Origin of the sequence: Streptomyces sp. CB02400, from assembly GCF_001905725.1 — a bacterium.
In the GTDB taxonomy this organism is placed as follows: domain Bacteria; phylum Actinomycetota; class Actinomycetes; order Streptomycetales; family Streptomycetaceae; genus Streptomyces; species Streptomyces atrovirens.
This window is the reverse complement of sequence record NZ_LIWB01000001.1, coordinates 1029282-1049616: the sequence shown is the minus strand read 5'-3', so window position 1 is coordinate 1049616 and position 20335 is coordinate 1029282. Positions and strand designations below refer to the sequence as shown.

At 73.2% G+C, this 20335-nt stretch carries 17 protein-coding genes, 1 tRNA gene and 2 pseudogenes; 7 read left to right on the top strand and 13 right to left on the bottom strand.

The window, feature by feature from the left end; translation table 11 throughout:
• Positions 1-16: 16 nt before the first annotated feature.
• The 6 genes from acpS to AMK33_RS04490 are packed head-to-tail and all read right to left on the bottom strand — an operon-like array spanning position 17 to position 5444.
• Positions 17-442 carry a holo-ACP synthase gene (acpS, locus tag AMK33_RS04515; protein WP_235617959.1) on the bottom strand — a complete coding sequence of 142 codons (426 nt, stop codon included), beginning with the start codon at positions 440-442 and terminating at the stop codon, positions 17-19.
• The gene (locus tag AMK33_RS04510) at positions 421-1659 is read right to left on the bottom strand and encodes a beta-ketoacyl-[acyl-carrier-protein] synthase family protein (protein WP_073931336.1); all 1239 of its coding nucleotides are present in this window, start codon (positions 1657-1659) and stop codon (positions 421-423) included. The genes acpS and AMK33_RS04510 overlap by 22 nt, the downstream gene beginning before the upstream one ends.
• Complete coding sequence (locus tag AMK33_RS04505) at positions 1656-2942, bottom strand: beta-ketoacyl-[acyl-carrier-protein] synthase family protein (RefSeq protein ID WP_073931335.1); 1287 nt, start codon at positions 2940-2942, stop codon at positions 1656-1658. Before AMK33_RS04505 ends, AMK33_RS04510 begins: the two co-directional genes overlap by 4 nt.
• A 2-nt stretch (positions 2943-2944) precedes the next feature.
• Positions 2945-3988 (bottom strand): class I SAM-dependent methyltransferase, encoded by a 1044-nt coding sequence (locus AMK33_RS04500; RefSeq protein WP_073931334.1) that lies wholly within the window; start codon positions 3986-3988, stop codon positions 2945-2947.
• Positions 3985-5016: a methyltransferase gene (locus AMK33_RS04495; protein WP_073931333.1), complete on the bottom strand. Its 1032-nt coding sequence runs from the start codon at positions 5014-5016 to the stop codon at positions 3985-3987. The genes AMK33_RS04500 and AMK33_RS04495 overlap by 4 nt, the downstream gene beginning before the upstream one ends.
• Positions 5013-5444, bottom strand: coding sequence for a cupin domain-containing protein (locus tag AMK33_RS04490; protein WP_030818971.1), 432 nt, complete (start codon positions 5442-5444; stop codon positions 5013-5015). Before AMK33_RS04490 ends, AMK33_RS04495 begins: the two co-directional genes overlap by 4 nt.
• Before the next feature lie 652 nt (positions 5445-6096).
• Between AMK33_RS04490 and AMK33_RS04485 the strand changes: the two are divergent.
• A pseudogene (locus tag AMK33_RS04485) lies at positions 6097-6654 on the top strand (class I SAM-dependent DNA methyltransferase); the annotation flags it as partial.
• A gap of 59 nt (positions 6655-6713) precedes the next feature.
• Here the strand turns inward: AMK33_RS04485 and AMK33_RS04480 are convergent.
• Positions 6714-7283 (bottom strand): hypothetical protein, encoded by a 570-nt coding sequence (locus AMK33_RS04480; protein WP_073931332.1) that lies wholly within the window; start codon positions 7281-7283, stop codon positions 6714-6716.
• Positions 7284-7657: 374 nt separating this feature from the next.
• Here AMK33_RS04480 and AMK33_RS04475 point away from each other — a divergent pair, with 374 nt between their 5' ends.
• Together AMK33_RS04475 and AMK33_RS44670 are read left to right on the top strand one after the other, a co-directional pair.
• Entirely contained in the window at positions 7658-8491 is an 834-nt protein-coding gene (locus AMK33_RS04475; RefSeq protein WP_073931331.1) for an SAM-dependent methyltransferase, read from the top strand.
• 112 nt (positions 8492-8603) lie between these two features.
• Entirely contained in the window at positions 8604-8738 is a 135-nt protein-coding gene (locus AMK33_RS44670; RefSeq protein ID WP_268817352.1) for a hypothetical protein, read from the top strand.
• 20 nt (positions 8739-8758) lie between these two features.
• On the opposite strand, the gene AMK33_RS04470 is transcribed toward AMK33_RS44670, so the two are convergent.
• Entirely contained in the window at positions 8759-9724 is a 966-nt protein-coding gene (locus tag AMK33_RS04470; RefSeq protein WP_073931330.1) for an NAD(P)-dependent alcohol dehydrogenase, read from the bottom strand.
• Between the two features lie 101 nt (positions 9725-9825).
• Between AMK33_RS04470 and AMK33_RS04465 the strand changes: the two genes are divergently transcribed.
• Complete coding sequence (locus AMK33_RS04465; RefSeq protein ID WP_073931530.1) at positions 9826-10506, top strand: TetR/AcrR family transcriptional regulator; 681 nt, start codon at positions 9826-9828, stop codon at positions 10504-10506.
• Between the two features lie 639 nt (positions 10507-11145).
• Positions 11146-11538 carry an SgcJ/EcaC family oxidoreductase gene (locus AMK33_RS04460; RefSeq protein ID WP_073931529.1) on the top strand — a complete coding sequence of 131 codons (393 nt, stop codon included), beginning with the start codon at positions 11146-11148 and terminating at the stop codon, positions 11536-11538.
• A 160-nt stretch (positions 11539-11698) separates the two neighbouring features.
• On the opposite strand, the gene AMK33_RS04455 is transcribed toward AMK33_RS04460, so the two are convergent.
• The 3 genes and pseudogenes from AMK33_RS04455 to AMK33_RS44665 form a co-directional block, all read right to left on the bottom strand.
• Complete coding sequence (locus AMK33_RS04455) at positions 11699-12169, bottom strand: hemerythrin domain-containing protein (protein WP_073931329.1); 471 nt, start codon at positions 12167-12169, stop codon at positions 11699-11701.
• Positions 12170-12370: 201 nt separating this feature from the next.
• Positions 12371-12754: pseudogene (locus AMK33_RS04450) on the bottom strand (MFS transporter); the annotation flags it as partial.
• Between the two features lie 214 nt (positions 12755-12968).
• Complete coding sequence (locus AMK33_RS44665; RefSeq protein WP_073931328.1) at positions 12969-16739, bottom strand: CHAT domain-containing protein; 3771 nt, start codon at positions 16737-16739, stop codon at positions 12969-12971.
• A gap of 79 nt (positions 16740-16818) precedes the next feature.
• Between AMK33_RS44665 and AMK33_RS41125 the strand changes: the two genes are divergently transcribed.
• Together AMK33_RS41125 and AMK33_RS04435 are read left to right on the top strand one after the other, a co-directional pair.
• Complete coding sequence (locus AMK33_RS41125) at positions 16819-17211, top strand: hypothetical protein (protein WP_073931327.1); 393 nt, start codon at positions 16819-16821, stop codon at positions 17209-17211.
• Between the two features lie 10 nt (positions 17212-17221).
• Positions 17222-18148, top strand: a complete 927-nt coding sequence (locus AMK33_RS04435) for a hypothetical protein (RefSeq protein ID WP_073931326.1) — start codon at positions 17222-17224, stop codon at positions 18146-18148.
• Between the two features lie 392 nt (positions 18149-18540).
• Here the strand turns inward: AMK33_RS04435 and AMK33_RS04425 are convergent.
• Together AMK33_RS04425 and AMK33_RS04420 are read right to left on the bottom strand one after the other, a co-directional pair.
• Positions 18541-18625: transfer RNA gene (locus AMK33_RS04425), tRNA-Leu, on the bottom strand.
• 139 nt (positions 18626-18764) lie between these two features.
• Positions 18765-20315, bottom strand: a complete 1551-nt coding sequence (locus tag AMK33_RS04420) for an aldehyde dehydrogenase family protein (protein WP_073931324.1) — start codon at positions 20313-20315, stop codon at positions 18765-18767.
• Positions 20316-20335 lie beyond the last annotated feature (20 nt).

The window sequence follows — 20335 nt, the reverse complement described above, 5'->3', positions numbered from 1 at the left end:
TCGTTCTCGTCGTGTCTCATACGGCCACGGCGACGGCCACGGCGACGCCGGCCTCGTGCGTGATGCTCAGGTGCAGGCGGCTGAGCCCGGCGGTCTCGAACGCCCGCGCCGCCCGCCCGGTCAACCGGGGCACCGGCGCCCCGGACGGTTCCCGGCCGATCTCCACGTCCCGCCACGCGCAGCCCGCGCCGTGTCCGCCGAGGGTCTTGCGCACGGCCTCCTTGGCCGCCACCCGGCCGGCCAGACAGGCGGCGCGGTGGCGCGCCGACGCCCCCTGGCACAGGGTCTGTTCGGCCGGGGTGAGCAGCCGGTCGAGCAGCGGCTGCCCACGCCGCTCCAGCATGGTGCGCAGCCGTCCGACGTCGACCACGTCGATGCCCACCGCCCGCACACCCGGTGCGTCCGGGACCACCTGCCCGGTCAGCGCCTCAGCACCAGGCACGCGTTGACACCTCCCAGCCCTCGTGAGACCACCAGCGTGTGCTCCCACCCGGAGGCGGGCCGGGCCTCGCCGCCCACCAGGTCCAGGTCGATGCCCGGCGCCGGGCGGTCGAGGTTGACGGTGGCCGGGACCGTCTCCTCCCGCATGCCCCGCAGCGCCAGCGCCACGTCGGCGGGCGCGGCGGCGCCGAGCAGATGGCCGAACCCGGACTTGGGCACGGTGACCGGCACCCGGGCCGCGGCCGGTCCGAAGGCCTCGTGCAGCGCGTAGCCCTCGGTGACGTCCTCGAAGGGGATCGCGGAGCCGTGGGCGAACACCGCTCCCAGGTCCTCGCCCGAGACGCCGGCCCGGTCGGCCGCGGTGCGCATGGCCCGGCCGAGGACCTGACCGGTCGGTTCGACGGTGTAGTACGGCATGTAGCCGTCGGTGCTCACGCCCCAGCCGGCCAGTTCGCCGAGGATCGTCGCGCCCCGGCGTTCGGCGTGTTCGCGCCGCTCCAGGATCAGGAACACCGCCCCCTCGCCGAAGACGCTGCCGCCGTGTCCGGCGTCGAAGGGCCGGTACAGCTCGTCGGGGGCGAGCGTGCCGCGGGCCTTGGCGCCGAGCCCGCTGGTCTCCAGGCACAGCCAGCCGTACGGTGACAGCGGCGCCTCGACACCGCCCGCGATGACGACGTCGGCGCGGTCGCGCAGCAGCGCCTCGGCCCCGCCGATCAGGGCGTACGCGCCGCTCGCGCGGTCGGCCACGAAGGTGCGGGCCGGGCCCTTGACGCCCTGGTCGATGCAGATGTTGCCCTGCGGGGCGGCGGGGAACCAGGCGGTCGCCTGGTAGGGGCTGACCGCGCGCGGGCCGTCGGTCCACAGGTTGCGCAGCTCGCGTTCGGCGAACTCCCAGCCGCCGAGGATGTTGCCGACCATGACGGCGGTGCGCTCGGGGGTCACGTCCGTGCCGACGGCGACGCCGGCCTCGTCGAGGGCCTGGCGCACGGCGTGGACGGCCAGGTGTGTGAAGCGGTCGGTGCGCTTGACGAACCGGGACGGCAGTTCGGCGTCGGCGTCGAAGCCCGACTGACCCGCGGCCGGGCAGGCGTAGGCCGAGGCGTCGAAGCGGTCGATGGCGGTGATGCGCGCGACCCCTTCCCGGGCTCCCTCCCACAGGGGGTCGAGACCCGTGCCGGCCGGGGTGACCGCGCCGATTCCGGTGACGACGACGCTCATCGCCGGCCTCCTTCCCGGACCGCGCTGGCGACCAGGGCCGCGTGCAGGCCGGCGAAGCCGCTGGCGTCCTTGAGGATGACCTCACCGTCCCAGGGCCGGCCGGTGCCCGGCACGTAGTCGAGGTCGCACGTCGGGTCGGGGTTCTCGTAGTTGGCGGTGGGATGCACGAAGCGGTGGGTGCAGGCCAGGGCGCACAGCACGAGCTCCATGGCGCTGGCCGCGGCCAGGGCGTGGCCCAGCATGGACTTGGCGGAGTTCACCGGGACCGCCCGGGCGCGCGGGCCCAGGGCCAGTTTGAGCGCGCTGGTCTCGCAGGTGTCGTTCTGCCGGGTCGAGCTGCCGTGCGAGCTGACGTGGTCGATGTCGTCGGGGCTCAGTCCGGCGCGCTCGACGGCCTGGGTCATGGCATGGGTCAGATCGGCGCCGTCGGACAGCAGGTCGGTCATGTGGATGGCGTTGGAGGTGTGGGAGAAGCCGTCGATCCGCAGGTACGGCGTCGCCCCGCGGGCGCGTGCGTGCTCCCGTTCCTCCAGCACCAGGATGCCGCAGCCCTCGCCCAGTACGAAGCCGTCGCGCCCGGCGTCGTAGGGGCGGGAGGCGGCCTCGGGCCGGTCCTTGTGGGCGCGGGAGAGGCAGTTGATGATCTCGAAGGATGCCACGGTGACCGGGGTGATGGGCGCTTCGGTGGCTCCGGCGATCATCACGTCCGCGTCCCCGTGGGCGATGGTCTCGAAGGCGTGGCCGACCGCGTCGATGCCGCCGATGCAGCCGGTGGACAGGGTGACGCACGGACCCTGCGCCCCGAACAGGGCGGACAGGACCGTGCCGGGGGTGTTCGACATGGAGGCGAGGTACAGGTCGCGGCCCGCCTTCGCCGGGTCGATGGGCTTGCGGCCCTCGTCCGTGACAGCGAGGAACTCCTCCTCCATCTTGGGCGTGCCGCAGATCGCCGTGGACAGCGAGATGCCGGTGCGGTCGGCCGTGTGACCACCGGCCTCGAGGCCGGCGTCCCGCATGGCCTGGGCGGCGGCCGCGACGGCGAACTGCACGTACCTGTCCAGCCGTTGCACCTCGGGCGGCAGGGAGGGTATCTGCTCCTCGAATCCGGGTACCTCCGCCACCGCGTCGGAAAGAAAGGCGAATTCCTTGAACAGGGCGGAACTGGTGATGTCGGAGAGCGGTTTGGTGACGCTCCTGCCCGCCGAGACCGTGTCCCAGAAGGCTTCCTTTCCTGTTCCCGCCGGGCTGACGACTCCGAGCCCGGTGACGACCACTTCTCGCATGGTTACTGCCTTTCTCCCGTCAGGGCCGTCACCAGCCCGCGAGTGACGCATTCCTTCGCCGTGATCCCGGCCTCGGCCATGAGGGCGCGGTATTCGTCGGCCTCGGGCAGGCCGCCGTTCTCGGTGTTCACCAGGAGGCTGAGCGCGAGCATGGGACGGCCGAGCGGGGACTGTCCGGGCGGCGTCCGCATGATGTCGGCGAGCAGCAGCGTGCCTCCGGGCCGCAGCACGCGGGCGCACTCCCGGAGCAGCAGGGCGGCGGTCCGCCGGCCGGCGAACCGGCCCGCGTGCGCCATGACGACGGTGTCGAACTCGCCCTCCGCGAACGGCGTGCCCCCGAAGTCGGCCGGTACGAAGCGGAACCTTCCGGCGACCCCGAACTCCGCGGCGCGTTCGCGGGCCACGGCGAGCAGGGCCGGATCGTCGTGCGCGGTCACCCGCGCCCGGGGGTCGGCGCCGGCCAGCGCGATGCCCCACTCCCCGCTGCCGCAGGTGAAGTCCAGGACCCGGCCGGCATCGGCCGGCCCCAGGTCCGCGACCACACCGGACGCGATCCGTACGGCGAGCGGGAAGGCGCCGGCGAACATGCCCCGGTGCCGCCCGCGTCCGGCCGGGTCGCCGAGGTCGCCGCCGCGGTCGCCGGAGCGCACGAGGGACGTGAGCGCGCTCCAGCGGTCCCACTGCGCGAGCACCTCGTCGAAGTGGTCCCCGAGGTAGGCCGGGGCCCCCTCCACCAGGTAGGCGCGCGCCGTCTCGGTCGGCGCCCAGCCCGCTCCGCCGTCACCCGACACCAGCCCGAAGTCCTCCAGGACCTCCAGCAGTTCGCCCAGCAGCCGCGCGTCGCAGCCCAGGTCGCCGGCGAGTCGTGCCGTGGTGCGCGGCGCCCCGGCCAGGGCGGTGAACACGCCCAGGTCCAGGGCCGCGCCCAGTGCCCTCGCCCGCGCGAAGCCGAAGTTGAGGGCCAGCAGCGGTGCGGGGTCGGGCAGTGCGGTGTAGCGGGCGAGGGCCGCGGCGACGGAGGCCGGCGGCGTGGACGTGTCCGTCACCCGGAGCCCTTCGTCGCGACGAGCAGCCCGGACAGCGCCGACACGTTCCCGGTCTCCACGTCCCGGAATCCGGCGGCGTCCACCCAGGAGCGGATCTCGTCGACGTCCCGGACCTCGCCCTCCTCGGTGTTGACCAGCAGGATCAGCCCGAACATGGAGGGGAAGAGCCCGGAGGCGAGCGACGGCATGTGGGAGTGCACCAGCAGCCGCCCGCCGTCGGGGAGGTGGGCGTGGATCCGCTTCACCAGGTGCGCGGCGCGCTCGGGGCCGTAACCGTCGAGGACGTGGGAGAGGAGGACGGCGTCGCTCTCGGGCCAGGCGTCCTCCATGATGTCGGCGGGCACGACCTCGATCCGGTCCTCGAGCCCGGCCTCCTTCACGTTGGCGCGGGCCAGGTCGGTGACGGCGGGGTAGTCGAGGGAGGTGACGCGCAGCCCGGGGTGGCGCTTGGCGAGCGCGATGGAGTAGTCGCCGGAGCCACAGCCCAGGTCGATGACGTGGCGCACGTCGTCCAGGGGCGCGGCGGCGGCCAGCCTGTCCGCCTGGAGGCGGGAGCTGACCCGCATGGCCTGGATGAGCCGGCCGGTGCCCTCGCGGCCCTCGCCGGTCGCGGCGCCCTGGTCGCGGTACCCCTTCTTCAGCACCCGCTGGTTGAGCGAGGCGTTGGTGCGTACGGCCTCGTCGAGCCGGGCGAAGTGACCGAAGTGGGAGTCCTGGTGCTCGGCGAAGCCGCCCATGTAGTCGGGCCGCCCGGCGACCAGGTAGCGGTCGGCCTCCTCGCTGTTGCGGTACGTCCCGCCCTCGGCGCGCACGAGGTCCAGGCCCTTGAGCGCGACGAGGAGCGCCCGGGTGGGGCGCGGGCTGAGGCCGAGCCGGCCGGCCAGGTCCTCCACGGTGTGCGGCGCCTTGTCCAGGGCTTCGAAGACGCCCAGGTCGAGGGCGGTGAACACCGCCTTCGACTGGAGGTAGGCGGTCAGGATGGAGTGGACCCGGGAGGAGTCCTCCCGGGTAGGCGCCGTGGTGGTCACTTGCCCTCCAGGAGGCTGGTGTACTCGGGCAGCTGGGTGTACTCGTAGGGGTCCTCGGAGAGGAAGACGTTGCGCACCGGGGGCCGCTCGGTGGGGGCGACGACCAGGAACCGGCAGGTCTGGTCGGGTCCGGTCACGAAGCCGTGCGGCTCGTTGCGCGGGATGAAGATGGCGTCTCCGGGGCCGACCTGCTCGGTGCGGCCCTGGTCGGGCATGACGAGGCCCATGGAGCCTTCGATCACGTAGATCTCGTGCTCCCACTCGTGGAAGTGGGGCGGGGTGGAACCGTTCGGCGCCACCTCGAACTCCGTGAGGACGAACCGGTCGGCACCGTCCGGCGTGTCGATGAGCTTGCGGTGGGTCGTCTCCTTGGCACCCGGCTCCCGTACGATTTCGGCCTTCACCTGTGTCCGGTGCACGCGTTTCATCCGACACCCTTCTTTTCACCGGGGAAATTCTCACTGCGGAATGCGAGCGGAATGCGAGCGGAATACGACGGTTTTCACCGGGCCGGTTCCTGCCGTACCGGCTTTCGCCTCGCCGACCGCCGGTGTCGAATCTAGGTGAGCGTCTCCGGCCGTCTCGACGGGCAAGGGCCACTGCGCACACCGGGCGAATGTCCGGCCCGCGCATGGGACAAACGCCCACGGAGCCGGGACGGACGGGAACACGCCGACTGCTCCGACCGGGCCCCGGCGCAGGTGGGCGAGCAGATCCCCCGCCCCGGCGGACACGCGCGCCACCGTCAGCAACTGGCGTCGCCGGCACGACGACTCCCCCGCGCCCTCGGGCGGCACGGACAGCGGCCCGCTGTACGACCTGGAGGAGGTCCGCGTCCGGCTCGCCTCCCACGGACAAGCACACGGCGGCCACGCCCAGCGGGGAGCTGCGCACCACCCTGCGTCTCCGTGAGCGGGCCGTCACCGGTCTGCTCGCGCTGCCCGACGACGACCTGGTGAAGCAGGCGAACGACGCGGCGGCCGGGGTCCCGGGGGCTTCGGCCGCGAGTGGCGCACGGCCACGGTGTCACCTGGCTCGGGGCGGGGCGCCGAAGGTGCTGCGTGCGGTTCCGGTCTCGCCGCGGGCGGTGCGTTCGTGTACCGGCTGTCGGGGCGGAACCGTCAGACGTCGGCCTCGTACTACACGCCGGAGTCACTGATCCGGGTGACGGTCCAGCTCGCGTTGCAGCACCGGCCGGATCAGGACGACACGGTCACCGAGGCGCGCGAGCCGCTGGACTGGAGGATCTGCGAGCCGGCGCTCGGCCCGGGCGCGTTCCTCAACGAGGCGGTCGACCAGGTCGCGGCGGAGTATCCGCGGCGGCAGGACGAGTTGGGCGTCGCGATCGACACGGAGAAGTACGCGGCCGAGTCGCAGAAGACCGAGGCGTACATCGCGCCGCACGACTCCTACGGCGTGGACCTCAACAACACGGCGGTGGAGCGGGCGGAGGTGTCGCTGTGGCTCGACACCATGCATCCCGGGATGGAGGCGCCGTGGTCCGGGCTACACCTGCGGCGCGGCAACCCGCCGATCGGCGGGCGTCGGGAGGTGTACTCCGCCGAGCGTCTGAAGAAGGGCGGCCGGCTGGGGACGACTCCGGAACGCTTCCCGTTGTCGGAGGCGGTGGCCGGGGCCGCCTCATCGGCGACGAACGCCTGCAACAGCGGAACCGACGTCGCCGCGGACTCGGGGAATCACGCCAGCAGGTTCGCCGTCGCGGCCCGCAGTTCGGGGCTGCCAGAGGTCAGCAGGGTGGCGAGTGCGGGAAGTACTTCCCGGACGGCGTCGTAGGAACGCACCACCGCTTCGGCGTCGATGAGCGCCTGCGCGCAGCTCCCCTCACGCTGTCTGCGCTGCTCGTCGTCCGCCGCTTCGGCGATCCACCGGGCCCGGTCGTCGGCTTCGCCGCGCAGCTCCGCCAGGTGGGCGCGGTCTTCCCGAGGGTCGTAGCCGTTCGGCAGGTGGTTGTTGTCCAGTCCGATCGCGATGGCGGTCAGCAGTCCGACGCACCCGTGCCTGTCGGCCGTTCTCGGGTCGAGTGCCATCCGTACGAGGAACGGAACGGTGTACACCGCGGCCTGCGATCGCGTGCCCTGGTGCACGATGTGGTTCGCGAGCCGCGCACCCGGCGAGTGCTGACCCTCCCCCGTGCCCGCCTGCATCGCCCGGAGGTGTCCGGGGACGTCGTCGGCCATGCCGTAGGCGTGCTGGAGCCGGGCCCAGGGCACATCGTCCAGGCCGGCGAGGGGGTCGTCATCCGTCACAGCAGCAGATCCTGGCACACCGGGATTCCGGTTCCGTCCTGCGGTTCGATGTCTGATCAGGCGAGGGGCACGCGCTCACCCGCGCCCCGGAGCCGGGGCCGGGGAACACACGCACGTCAGCTCATGGGGGGGGAGCAGCGGGTCCGCCTAGGCCGAACTGGACGACTGAAAGCCGAACATCGCCCGCCCGCCCCGCCGGTGGCGAACCGGCGCGCTTCCGGGTTCCCCGACCTCCACGGCGCCTTCGTCGCAGCCGACCGTACCGGCGGCCGGGCGACCGTCCCCGCGCGGTCGCGGGCCGGGCCGACGCGGCCTCGGAATCCGTCCGCCCGGGATACCGGAACGCCGGTGGGCGGGCGACGTCACGGGGAAGGATGGCCGCCATGACGGTTGAAGGCTCCTCCATCGACTCCACCAGGCCCAGCATCGCCCGCGTCTACGACTACCTGCTCGGCGGCAAGGACAACTACGCCGTCGACCGGCAGGTCGGTGACGTGTTCTTCCGGGACCTCCCCGGTTCGGTGGCCATCGCCTTCGCCAACCGCGCGGCCCTGACGCGGGCGATCGCGCAGATCGTGACGACCACCGGCGTGCGGCAGTTCATCGACCTGGGCAGTGGTCTGCCGACCGTCGACAACGTCCACCAGGTCGCGCAGCGGCACGCCCCGGAGTCACGGATCGTGTACGTCGACAACGACCCCCAGGTGCTGGTCCACGGCTGTGCGCTGCTGGAGCAGAACGACCGGACCCGGGTCGTCCGGGCCGACGTGCGCGACCCCGAGGGCGTCCGCACCCACCCGGACACCCTGGAACTGATCGACTTCGACCGTCCCGTCGCCGTCGTCCTCAGCGCCGTCCTCCACCACGTCAACGACGCGGAGGACCCGGCCGGGATCGTCCGCCACTGGCGTGACCACGTGCCCTCCGGGAGCCACTTCTTCGTCAGCCACTTCCGTTCCGGCGACAACCCGGAGACCGCGGAGGCCGAGCGGGTCCTCCAGCGGACCTTCGGCCGCGGCCGGTGGCGCACCGACGAGGAAATCGCCTCCTTGCTGGACGGCCTGGAGATCCTCGATCCCGGGATCGTCCCCGCGCCCCTGTGGCGTCCCGGCACGGTCGGCGGCAACCCGTGGGGCGTCGGCGGCGCGGAACGGGAGCTCACCGTCTGGGAACGCCTCATCGTCGCCGGGCTGGCCCGGAAGGCATAGCGTCCCGGCAGGTGACGTCTGCCCGCACCACTCGCCCCGGCGCGCCAGAACCCCGCCCCCGCCCGTTCACGCGGCCGCGGCATCGGTTCCCCCGATGCGGACGCCTCACGGGATGCCCCGACCGGGCGCCGGCCTCCCGGACGACATCGGCGGCGGCACGGTCCGACCGGGCGGCGAGGAGGCCGCCGACCCGCGCGCGGGCCACGGCTCGACGGTGCTCGTAGCGGCCGTCGACGAGTGGTTGTGACCAGCACCTTCACAGGGGTTCTACGCGACCCTGACCACGTACTTGCCCTGGACGCCGCCCGCTTCCAGCGCCTGGTGGGCCGCCGCAGTCTCCTCCAGGGGGAAGACCGTGTCCACCGCGGGGCTCAGCTTGCCCTCGGCCACATGGCGGGCGAGGTCGTCGAAGTCCGCCCGCGTGGGGTTGCCGCTGAAGAAGCGCACCCGGCCACGCCCGTGGGCCGTGCTGGCCGCGATGTAGCCGAGCGATGCCGCGGGCCGTTTCAGGTCGAAGGCGATGGTGACCATGCGCCCGCCGGGATTCAGCAGGCGGCGGAAGGCCCACGGGTCGGTGCCCACGGTGTCCAGGACCACGTCGAAGCGGCCCAGTTCCGCCGGCCGCACGCCCCGGTGGTCGACGGCCCTGTGCGCGCCGAGCCCGCGCACGAAGTCGAGGTTGGCCGCACGGGCGAGGGCCGTGACCTCGGCGCCGTACGCCCGTCCGAGCTGGACGGCGGCGTTGCCGACGCCGCCCGCCGCGCCCCGGACGAGGAGTCGTTCGCCGGGGCGCAGCCCGGCTCTGTCCCGCAGGGCGGTGACGGCTGTGGTGGCCACCGGCAGCGCGGCGGCGTCCACCAGGTCAAGGCCGTCAGGGAGCCGGCCGATCCGCTCGGCGGGCACGGTCACGTACTCGGCGGCGCTGCCGAACCCTGAGGTGCGGCCCAGGACTCCCCATACGCGGTCGCCGTCCGCGAGCCGTGTGACGCCGGCACCCGATGCGGCGACCTCGCCGGTGAAGTCCAGGCCGACGCGCTTGGGGAATCTCCGGCCGGTCACGAGGCGGAGGCGGCCGGCACGGGCTGCCAGTTCACCGCCGTTGACGCTGAACGCGCGTACCTTCACCAGCACCTCGCCGGCGGCCGGCTCGGGGCGTGGCACGCGGCCCAGGTACAGCACGTCGGGGCCGCCGTAGCGGTCGTAGAGCACGGCTTTCATCATGCGGTCGTTCATCGTTCCGCCTTCGTCGCCGGTCGTCGTACAAGGAACCGACACCGACGGTAGGCTCTCAAGTGGACGCGATCGTCCGTTTGGAGCCGAAGCGAGAGGCAGTGATGGTGGAATCCTCTCGGATCGCAGCCCGGGGCGGACTGCGGGCGGACGCCCGGCGCAACCGGGAGCGCGTCCTCGTCGCCGCCCGCGCGGTCTTCGCGGAGCACGGGATCGACGCCCCGATGGCGACCGTGGCCCGTCGGGCCGGAGTCGGCGTGGCGACGCTGTACCGGCATTTCCCGACCCGGGACGCCCTGGTGCAGGGCGCGTTCGCGCAGCAGATGGAGACCTGTGTGCGAGCGCTCGCCGAGGCTCTGGCCGCCCCCGATCCGTGGCAGGGATTCCAGCGACTGGTCGAGACAGTCTGCGCCCTGCAACGGGAGGAACGCGGGTTCCCGGCCGCGTTCGTCGCGGCCTTCCCGGAAAGCACGTCGGAACACGCGCGGTCCCGGCAACGAGCCGAGCGGGACTTCACGACCCTGGTACGCAGGGCCCAGGCGTCGGGCGCCCTGCGGGCCGACTTCCACCCTTCCGACCTCGCCATGGTCCTGTTGGCACACTGCGCCCTGGTGACCGCCCTGCCGGGTGACGGCGCGGCGTCCCGGCGCCTGGTGGCCTACCTGCTCCAGTCGTTCCGCGCCGACGCGGCCAACGAGCCGCTGCCTCCGCCGAGTGCGCTGACACTGCGCAGCCTCCCGATCGCCGCTGACGACTCCCGGCGGCAGCGGGTCCCCCGAGCCTGACCTGACCCGGCACCTGCCGCAGGGCGCGTCCAGTCCGGCAACTCCGCTTTCCCAACAGGCCCTGGACCGGACCCCGCCCATTGCACCGCAACGGCAACAACCTTGTGATGCAGGGGAGTCCTGCCGCTGCCCGTGCCAGCCGTCGGTCAAGACGGACGTCAAGTCTCGGTGCCCACCGGGAAGCGGGACCCTCGCATCCCCCGGCTCCGGCCCGCCCGGCGACGCCCCCGGTGCGACGCGCTCCCCGCCCTCCTCGCGTACAGCCCCCTCCTGCACACACGCCCACGCCAGGGCCCCGCCCCCGCCCGCCCGTTCACACGGCCGCAACACTGGTTCCCCCGATGCGGACGCCTCACGGAACGCCCCGACCGCGCGCCGGCCTCCCGGACCACATCGGTGGCGTGATCCGACCGGGCGGCGAGAAGGCCGCCGACCCGCGCGCGGGCACGGATGCGGCACCGCCCCCGCCTGAATACTCCAGCTACAGATCGCGATCTCCATGCTTGAGGCGGCGGCGCTGATACAGGCACAGCGGACCGTGGCGGGCGTGCGGCAGGTGCCCGTCCAGGGCTCGTCCGGGCGTTTTCGACGGCTGCGGCCCTTGACCTGAAGGCGACTTGAGGTTTCAGAGTGATCTGCATGAACACCGAAACCGCGGACATCAAGGCCATCGAGCAGGTCGTGGCCGCCGTCGAGCGCGCTCAGCGCGCCAAGGACGCCGAGGGGTTCCTCGCGCTCTTCCACCCCGACGCCCTCTGGACCACTGCCCACGGCAAGGTCCTCATCGGCTTCGAGGCGATCGCCGAGTTCACCCGCGCCGTCCTGCCCCACGCGAGCTGGGACGGCGAGGTCACCTACGAGGCAGTGCACACGCAGTTCCTGCGGCCCGACGTGGCGGCCGTCAAGGTCCGGCAGGTCCACCATTCAGCAGAAGGCGACACGGAGGGTGCCCCGCTGTACGTCATGACCAAGCAGGAAAACGGGACCTGGCTGCTGCACGCCTGCCAGAACACCGAAGTGCGAGTCGATTAGCGCTCCGCGTCACTGGTCACCTGGGCTGCCGTTCCTCTCACGACCAGGCGAACCACCTGCCGAAGCTTCCGCAGAAGCGGACAACCGGCATCTCGCGAAGCGCAACGGGACTGATCAATCCGACGGCGGCCGCCACCGCCGTCCACTGCCCGGTCGAGGGTCACAGCGGGCCCAGTGCCCCTTCTGGTGCGGCTGTCAGTTCGAGGGTTTCGAGCACGGTGAGCAGTTGCCGCTCCTCGTAGCGGAAGTGGTTCTCCATGATCGCGGCAATGCCTTCGAGGTGCTGGTCAAGTTCCTCGGGCGGTGCGGCCCGGTCGACAGCGTTGCGCAGGCTGCCCAGCAGGTGGGCGATCATCGAGTGATCCTGCTCGAGCGAGCGCAGCACCGGGCGCAGCTTCGGGTATGCGGCTGCGACGGCCGGGAACAGGGTGCGGTCTTCGCCCTGGTGGTGGCCGTCGAGAGCCGTGCAGAAGCCGTGGCAGTACAGCAGCAGTTCACGAGTGGCCGCCTCACCGGGGGTGCCGTCGGCAAGGGATGCGCGGGTCACGGACAACGCTTCTCGCAGTCGGCTGTGCACCCGGCGGAGTTCCTGGCTCCAGGCGACGAGCCTGGTCGTCTCGCGCTCAGTCACGCGAGAGCGAAGGGTGCGACGAGTACATCGTCGGCCTCCTTCGATCCGGCGCCTCCATGCCTGACACGGTCTGCCACCAGCACGCGACGCTCCCCGCACGCTACCGTGCCCGCTGCCGCCGGCACCACTGCTGTCCCCACGCCGAGCGTGGCCCGCCCTGCGCAGGCGGGGTCATCGTGAGAGGCGGGAAGTGGCCAAGGGGACGAGACCGACGGTCAGGCCGGTCAGTGTCTCTGGGGCGGTCCAGCCGCGTTCGGGGCCTTCCTGCAGGACGAAGATGAGGCCGGTCACGGCGATCACGGAGACCAGGGCGCCGACGGTGTCGAACCGGTGGGCCGAGGTCTCGCGGGAGTCGGGAACCGACTTCAAGGTCATGGCCAGGGCCACGAGGACCAGGACCGCCGGCAGGACGAACAGCCAGCGCCAGTCGGCGACGTCGACCAGGAGCGCGGCGAGGAACATGCCCAGGATCCCGCCTCCCCCGGCGACGCCGGTCCACACGCCGATCGCCTTGCCGCGCTGCTCCTCGGGGAAGGTGGAGGTGATGACGGCAAGCGTGACCGGCATGATCATGGCGGCGGAACCCTCCGGGGCGCGATCACCGACCCGGCAGGGCGCGTCCCGTGCCTGACGGGCCGGACCCGGCGAACGGCCACGGGTGCGCGGGGCCGCCCGTGGCCTCCCGTCGGCGATCGGGAACCGGTCCCCCGCGGGACGGAGGCCCGGCATCGGCTCCTGCGAGTGTTCCCGTTCACCGCGGCCGGACACCATCACGGGCGGGTGCCCTGATCGGGCCCTCCTAAGGACCCGCGTGCACCTGGCAGGCCCACAGGCTCGGGGTCTGCGGATACGTATCGCGCAGGGCGCGTACGGCCCGGTGCAGGGCCTCGGCCGTGCGGGTGACGTCGAGTGTGCCGTCGCCCGTGTTCAGGTCCTCGTACACGCTGAGCGCGACCTCGGCCCCGATCACGTCGTCGACGTGCCACAGCGAGCCGACCACGTGGGGGAAGCCCGCCATCTGGAAGGCGCTGACGATGTGGACGGCCTCGTCGGCGAGTTCGGGGCTGGTGTGCAGTGTGGCGCAGGCGGAGAGGTAGGCGAGCCGGACCGACGGCAGCCGGAGCCGGGCCAGATCGCGGACGGTCAGCGGGCGTTCGGTGTGGTCGTGCAGGACGAGCCGGCTGCCGGAGGGGCGCTCCAGGTCGCCCAGGGCGTGACAGGCGAAATGCGCGTAGGCGTGGTGGCGCAGGGCGGAGACGACCGCGGAGTGGGTGGCGGAGGTGTCCGCCAGCAGCGCGGCACCGGGGAGCAGGCGGGCCAGGTGCTCGGCCTCGCGGCGCGCGCCCGGGAGCGGGGCCTGTCCGGTGGCCTGCGCGACGCTGACGACGAGGGTTCCGGTGCCCGCCGGGCGGGCGGCGCGCCGACGGGCGTGGTGCAGGGCCCGCAGTGTCGGCGTGTACGAGGAGACCACCCGGTCCAGGGCACCGGGGGCGCCGTCGGCGGGGGCCGCCGCGTGCAGGGGCAGCGTGCCCAGCAGGCCGCCGGGCGACCACCACACGCGGGTCGCCGCGGGGAGGCGGTCGAGGACCGGACCGGTGACCGCCCGCCACAGCCAGGCGAGGGTTTCCCGTACGTCCTGTTGGGCGCGCTGCGACTGCTTGCGGGAGGTTCCGGGCGCGTCGATGCGGACCAGCGCGTCCTCGAAGGTCTGCCGGCGCGCCGCCGTCGTCTTCGGGTCGAGACCCGGGAGCGGCACGGCGTCGATGGAGTGTTCGGTGACGACCAGGGCGTCGCTGCCGTACGGGGAGACGTTGACCAGGACCACGGGGCCCGCCGCGGCCGTCGCGCGCAGTTCGCGTTCGTCCCAGTCCCGCACCGGACGCAGCAGGCCCAGTTCGGGATGCCCGGCGCGGATCCGGTCGGTGAGGTCCCGCCACTCGGCGGCCAGTCGCTGCCGCAGATCGGCCCGGGACTCCAGGCCCGGCGATCCCTCTTCCGGCAGCTCCCCGCCGCCGGTGGCCGTGTCGAGGGCGTCCCGGAGCTCCTCGAAGCGGGCGGCGAGGCCGGGGGCGGACTCCCGGAGCCGGGTCAGGTCGCTGTCCGCGTCGAAGGCGTGAGAGAGGATCACGCCCCTGGCCTGTTCGAGCAGACCGACCGCGAGCCCAGGACGGCCGCAGCGCACCGCGCAGGCAGCGGCGGCGGCGCCCAGGCCGACGGTGCGGCTCAGCAGGAACTCCTGGTCGTCGCGGACGAGCTGGCGGGGTGCCACGGAGTGCAGCAGATCGACCGCCACCACGTAGCCGTCCAGGGCGCGGTCCCAGTCACCCAGCTCCACCTGGACCTCGCCCCAGGCCCGTGCCGCGTCCAGCCGCTCGGACGGCGCACACTGCTGTTGCAGGGCCGCCTCCCTGAAGATGTCGGCGGCCTCGGCCAGATCGGCCCGGCGGCGACGCCGGTCCGGGGCCAGGCCGTACAGGACGGCGCCGAGGCCGCCCAGGCGGGACGTGCGCTTGGGGTGGCCGGGCGGAGTGGCCTCGACCGCCCGGCGGTGCAGCGCGATCACCTCGCGCCGGGCGGCCGACGACAACAGGGTGCGCGGACTCTCCATCCGTGCGGCCGCGGCCACCACCAGGGCGCCCGGCAGGTCGGGCGAGTTCGCGGGCAGTGCCGCGATCACCGCGTCGGCCAGCTCCCGCGCCTCCCGGGCCACGCCGGTCCGCGGCGTCCGCCGGTTGAGGGTCAGCAGGGCGATGGCGAGGCGGAACCGTCGGCGGGGCAGCTGGGGGTCGTCCTCCGGGGTCAGGGCCAGGGCCTCCCTGAAGAACTCTACGGCCTGGTCGAGTTGGGTGACCGGGTCGGCGGCGCGCTCGTGGCCCGTCAACAGGCTGATCCCCGTCGAGCTCAGCAGCGCGGCCTGATGGGCTCGGCCCAAGCCGGGCAGCGTGCCGGCCCGGCGACGGCACTCCCGGGCCTCCTTCAGGTCCTCGCCGTCCCCGGTCAGGCGGTGACGCAGACTCAACGCCGCACCGAGGTTGAGCAGCCGCACTCCGAGCACCCCGTGTCCTTCGGGGGTGAGCGCCACCGCCTCCCGATGGGCCTCCACGGACGCGTTCAGTTCCTCCGCCCCTCCCGAGCGTTCATGGCAGGCCATCAGCACCAGGCCGAGGTGGTTGAGTGTCGCGGGGCGGTCCGGGTGACCCGGCGGCAGGGACGCCGCGTGCTCCCGGATGCGCCGCAGCGCCTCGTCCAGGTCCGCGCCGTTCCTCTCCGGATCGCGTGTGTAGCGGGTGTACAGGGTCAACGCCGGAGCGAGGAAGGACGGCTGCGGGTCACCCGTCGTCCCCGCGGACGCGGTGGTGGGGCCGGTGAGGTCGAGCGCCGCTTCCAGATCGGCCGGGGCTCCGGTCCTGACGGAGCGGCTGCGCAGAACGCCGCCCAGGGCATTGTGCAGGGCTTCCCTCTCCCCCGGGAGCCGCGCCGCCCGGAGCGCCTCGGTCAGTACCCGGACCGCCTCGTCCAGGTCCTCCGTCCGGCCGGTGAACTGTGCCCTCAGGACGAGTGCCATGCCCACGTCGTGGCCCGCCGACGCAGGCCCCTCCGGATGGCCGGCGAAGCCCCGGCGGCACAGGTCCACCACCTCGTCGCACTCCTCCGCCGTCGCCCCCTCCGCCTGCCTCAGCATCAGCAGAGCGCGCCCCAGCGCGCCGAGTCCGTGGACCAGGTACGGGTGCCCGGGCGGTAGTTGTGCCACCACGTCACGGGCGATGCCGACCGCCTCGTGCAGGTCCTCGGTGTCGAACGACTCCCGGTAGCGCTCTTGGAGCCGACGGCCCAGGCCGTCCAGGACGAGGAGCCGTACGGGGGAATCGGCGGGGGTCCGCTTGACGGCACTGTGGGTGAACCTGACCGGGTCCGCGTCCGCCAGGTCCCCGAACGGCCAGGTCGTCCCGGCGAGGGCCACGGCGCGGGACAGCTCTTCGAGCCGGTCCGCGAACCAGGGGTCGTATTCCCAGGTCGCGAGGACGGCGAGGCTGCCGCATCCGACGGCGCTGGCGACCTGGTTCTCACGGGAAGGGGTCGTCGCGGCCACCATCACGGCCATCTCGTGGAGCCTGAGGAGGTCTTCGGAGGCGTCCGGCGGCGGGGTGTACTGCCGGCCCTCCGCCGCGATCACGGCCGCTGCGCACAAGGCCGACCACTCGAAGGGACCGTCCGCGTCCGCCGGGTCGGGACGTGCGGCCGGATCGGCGGACGCGTAATACGCCGCCAACTCCGGCGGCACCGACTCCGGATCGGCGACCCACACCGGGAAGAGCAGCGTCCCGGCCATGGCCCCGTGGACGGTGCCGTGGTCCCCGGGGCCGACCATCGCGCGCAGGGCGCAGAGCCAGCCGGCCGCGTGCCGGGCCTCCATGTCGGTCTTCGTGTCGGCGGCCCTCAGCAGACCCCGGAGTTCGGCGTCCGCTTCGGGGCACAACACCACGTCCGCGCCCATTCCCCCGTCCGCCGTTCCGGCCCGGTCGAGGCGCGCACGCAGCGCCCGCAAAAACCAGTCCCGGTCGTACGCCACCCCGTCACTCCCCCACCGTAGACATCATCTGCGCGTCAACAGACTCTCAACTCTGCCTGTATTACGGCACACTTGGACCATGACCGCTTCTCCCCACCTGCCTCGCCCCGACAGGGCGGCAGCGGCACTGTGCGCCCTGCTCGGCTCGCCTGAGGACCTGCGGCAGCCCGGAATCCGGGAGGCGGCCGAGCGTGCGCGCGACCTGCTGCGATCGAGTGCGGACGCCGACGAACTCGCGTCCTGCTACCGCGCCCTGGACACGGCGTTGCGCCGGAACGGGGACGCGCGCGGACTGTTCGGCGAATCCCGGGGCGCCAGGGCCCCCGGCATCATGCCCCACATCAAGGTGGCCGTCTGCCCGGGGGCGCCCCTCTGCGCCCGCATGGAACGAGCCCGCGACCTGCTCCCCGCCCCGTACTGCGCCGTCCACGGCACCCGCATGCGCAAGAGCCGGCTGGGCTCGGCACAGTGACCCCGCCCCCATGAACCCCCTCCTCGCCACCCTGAGCGGCAAACTCACCGAACGCTGGCTGAACCTGCTGGTCCTCCCCGGTGCTCTGTTCCTCGCCGCCACCGCCGTCGGCACCACCCTCGGACACCGCCACTGGCACGACGTCGACCGGCTGCGCACCACCCTGGACGACCTCGCCGCCCGCCCCGCCCTGGACCGCACCGGCACCGCCGCGCTCCTGGTCGCCCTCGTCCTGCTCACCGCGACCGCTGCCTCACTCGCCGCGCAGTTCCTCGGCGGCGCGATCGAGCGGTGCTGGCTGCGCTTCGGCCGGGACCCGCTCTCACGCGCCAGGACCGCACGCAGGGCCCACCGGTGGCGGCAGAGGGACGCGAAGCTCACCGAGGCCATCGGGCACGCCCACCACACGGGCACCGGACCCGACGGTACGGTGAGGATCCCGAGCAGCGCCCTGACCCGGATCCAGGCCCTCACCGAGGCCCGCGACCGCATCGCGCTGCGCGAACCGGCCCGCCCCACCTGGTACGGCGACCGCATACAGGCGGCGGCCGACCGCGTCGAGGCCGCCTACGGGGTGGACCTCGCCGTCCTCTGGCCGCGGTTGTGGCTGATCCTCCCCGAACCCGCCGTACGCCAGCTTCAGTCGGCCCACGACTCCTTCGGCGCCGCCGCCCGCCTCGCCGCCTGGGCCGTCGGCTACGCCCTGCTCGCCTGCTGGTGGTGGCCGGCCGCGCCGGCCGCCGTCGGCTGCGCGGTCGTCGCCCGGTCGCGCGCCCGCACCGCCCTGGACGCGCTATCGGGCCTCATCGAGGCCGCCGTCGACGTTCACGGCCGCGAGCTGGCCACCCGGATCGGCCTGATGTCCCCGGAGGTGCCGGGACGGCTGGCCCAGGACACGGGAGACGACATGTCGGCGGTGTTCAGGAAGGCCGAGTGACGGCCCGGTACCCGCGGGCGGCCCGGGCGTCGTGCCGCGCGACCGGGTCGGTCCGGAGATCGGACCGGGCGGGTTTCGTTGTCCGAGGTGGGCGTCATTTCTGATGCCGACCGTCACGGTCTCGACGCCCGCGGCCACGGGGGCGCGCACCCGGCGATCCCGGTGACCGTCCTGCCCGAAAGGTCCTCGTGAAGCCCGCCCCGGCCGCCGCGCAGCTCCGCGGCAGTCTGACGCAGTACCTCACGACGACGAAGGCCTTGCGCGGCGACACCCTGCGGGCCGAGGAACCGAAGGAGGGACACACCCCTCCGGGACGTCACGCGTCACCCTCGGTGACACGAGAACAGTCGATGGCCCCGACCGTTTCGGTCGGGGCCATCGACTGAGCGATGTGTCCGAGGGGGGACTTGAACCCCCACGCCCGATAAAGGGCACTAGCACCTCAAGCTAGCGCGTCTGCCATTCCGCCACCCGGACAAGGTGTCCGCCGCCTCGGCGGGGTGTTCCCCCCGCGGCGACATGGACAACCATACCAAGGTTTCGCAGCGCCTTTCACCTGCGTTTTCCGTCCCTCCGGGCGGAGGCGGGGCGGGGTGCACGGTGTGTGTCCGGGCGGTCACGTGTGTCGGGGCATGAGCTGGTACTCCGGGAAGTTGCCGGGCAGGCGTTCCCCGGCCGGGCCCCGGGTCACGGCGCGGACCAGGAGGTCGCCGCCGACGAACGCGCCGCGCCAGGACGCGCCGAAGCCGCCGAACAGCTCGTCGCGGTCGCCGCGGGAGCGCGGGACGCCGTGGCCGACCTTGAAGGCGCGGATGTGCGGGGCCAGCCGGTCGTAGGTGGACCGGTCGTCCGTGGAGAGCGTGGCCACCAGCGCGCCGTTGGACGCGTTCATGGCGGCCAGCAGTTCCGCCTCCGTGTCGACCAGGACGATGGTGTCGACCGGGCCGAACGGCTCCGCGTGGTGCAGCGGGGAGGAGCGGGGCGGGTTCAGCAGCGTGACCGGCTGGACGTACGCCGAGGTGTCCTGGCCGGGCAGGAAGCGGGCGTCGGACGGCGTGCCCCGGTGCAGCGGGACGGCGCCGCGGTCGATGGCCTCGGCGACCTGGTCGTGGAGCTCCTTCGCCTTGGCCGCGTTGATCACCGGCCCGAAGTCCAGCCGCGGGTGGGGGTCGGAGGGGTGTTCGACGGCGAGCGGGTGGCCGACCCGGAGCGTGCGGACCGCGGGGAGGTAGGCGGCCAGGAAGTCGTCGAAGAGCCGTCGCTGGACGACGAAGCGCGGGTAGGCCGTGCAGCGCTGCTTGCCGTAGTCGAAGAGTTTGGGGATCACCGCGCCGAGGGTGTCCCAGTCCGAGTGGTTCCAGATGCCCCAGGTGTTGAGTCCTTCCTGCTCGAGGATGTGCCGTTTGCCGAGGTCGGCGACGGCGGTGGCGACGGCGGCGCCGGTGTCGCGGCCACCGACGAAGGAGACGCAGCCGACCTCGGGCGCCCGCACCAGCGCCTCGGACAGCTCGCCCCCGCTGCCGCTGACGAGGGTGACGGGTATCCCCTCGCGGGCGGCGAGTGCCGAGGCCAGGGTCAGGCAGGCGACGCCGCCGTCGGTCGGGGTCTTGGCGATGACCGCGTTGCCCGCCAGTGCCTGTACCAGCAATGCGTGAACGAGCACGCTCATCGGGTAGTTCCAGCTCGCGATGTTGGAGACGGGTCCGTCGAGCGGGGCCCGGCCGTCGAGCATGCCGTCGATGCCGTCGACGTACCAGCGCACGCCGTCGATGGCGCGGTCGACGTCCGCCCGGGCGAGCCGCCAGGGTTTGCCGATCTCCCAGACGAGCAGCAGCGCGAGGAGTTCGCGGTGCTGGGTGAGGGCGTCGAGGGTGGCGGCGACGCGGGCCCGGCGCTCCGGCAGCGGGACGTGCCGCCAGGCGCGGTGCCGGTCGAGCGCGGCGCGCACGGCCTGCCGGGCGGTGACCCGGTCCAGGCGCGGCGGGCCCGCGACGGGACTGCCGTCGACGGGGCTGACGGCGGGCAGCGCCCGGCCGTCCGGCTGCCAGGCGGCGTTCCAGAGGTTGAGGACCCGGTCGTCCCGGAAGGCCTCGGGGGCGACGGTGAGGCAGCGCTGCCAGGCGTCGGTCCAGGAGGTGCCGGATTTGAGGGTGAGGGTGGGTGGCATGCGGTTCGCTCCGCTCTCGG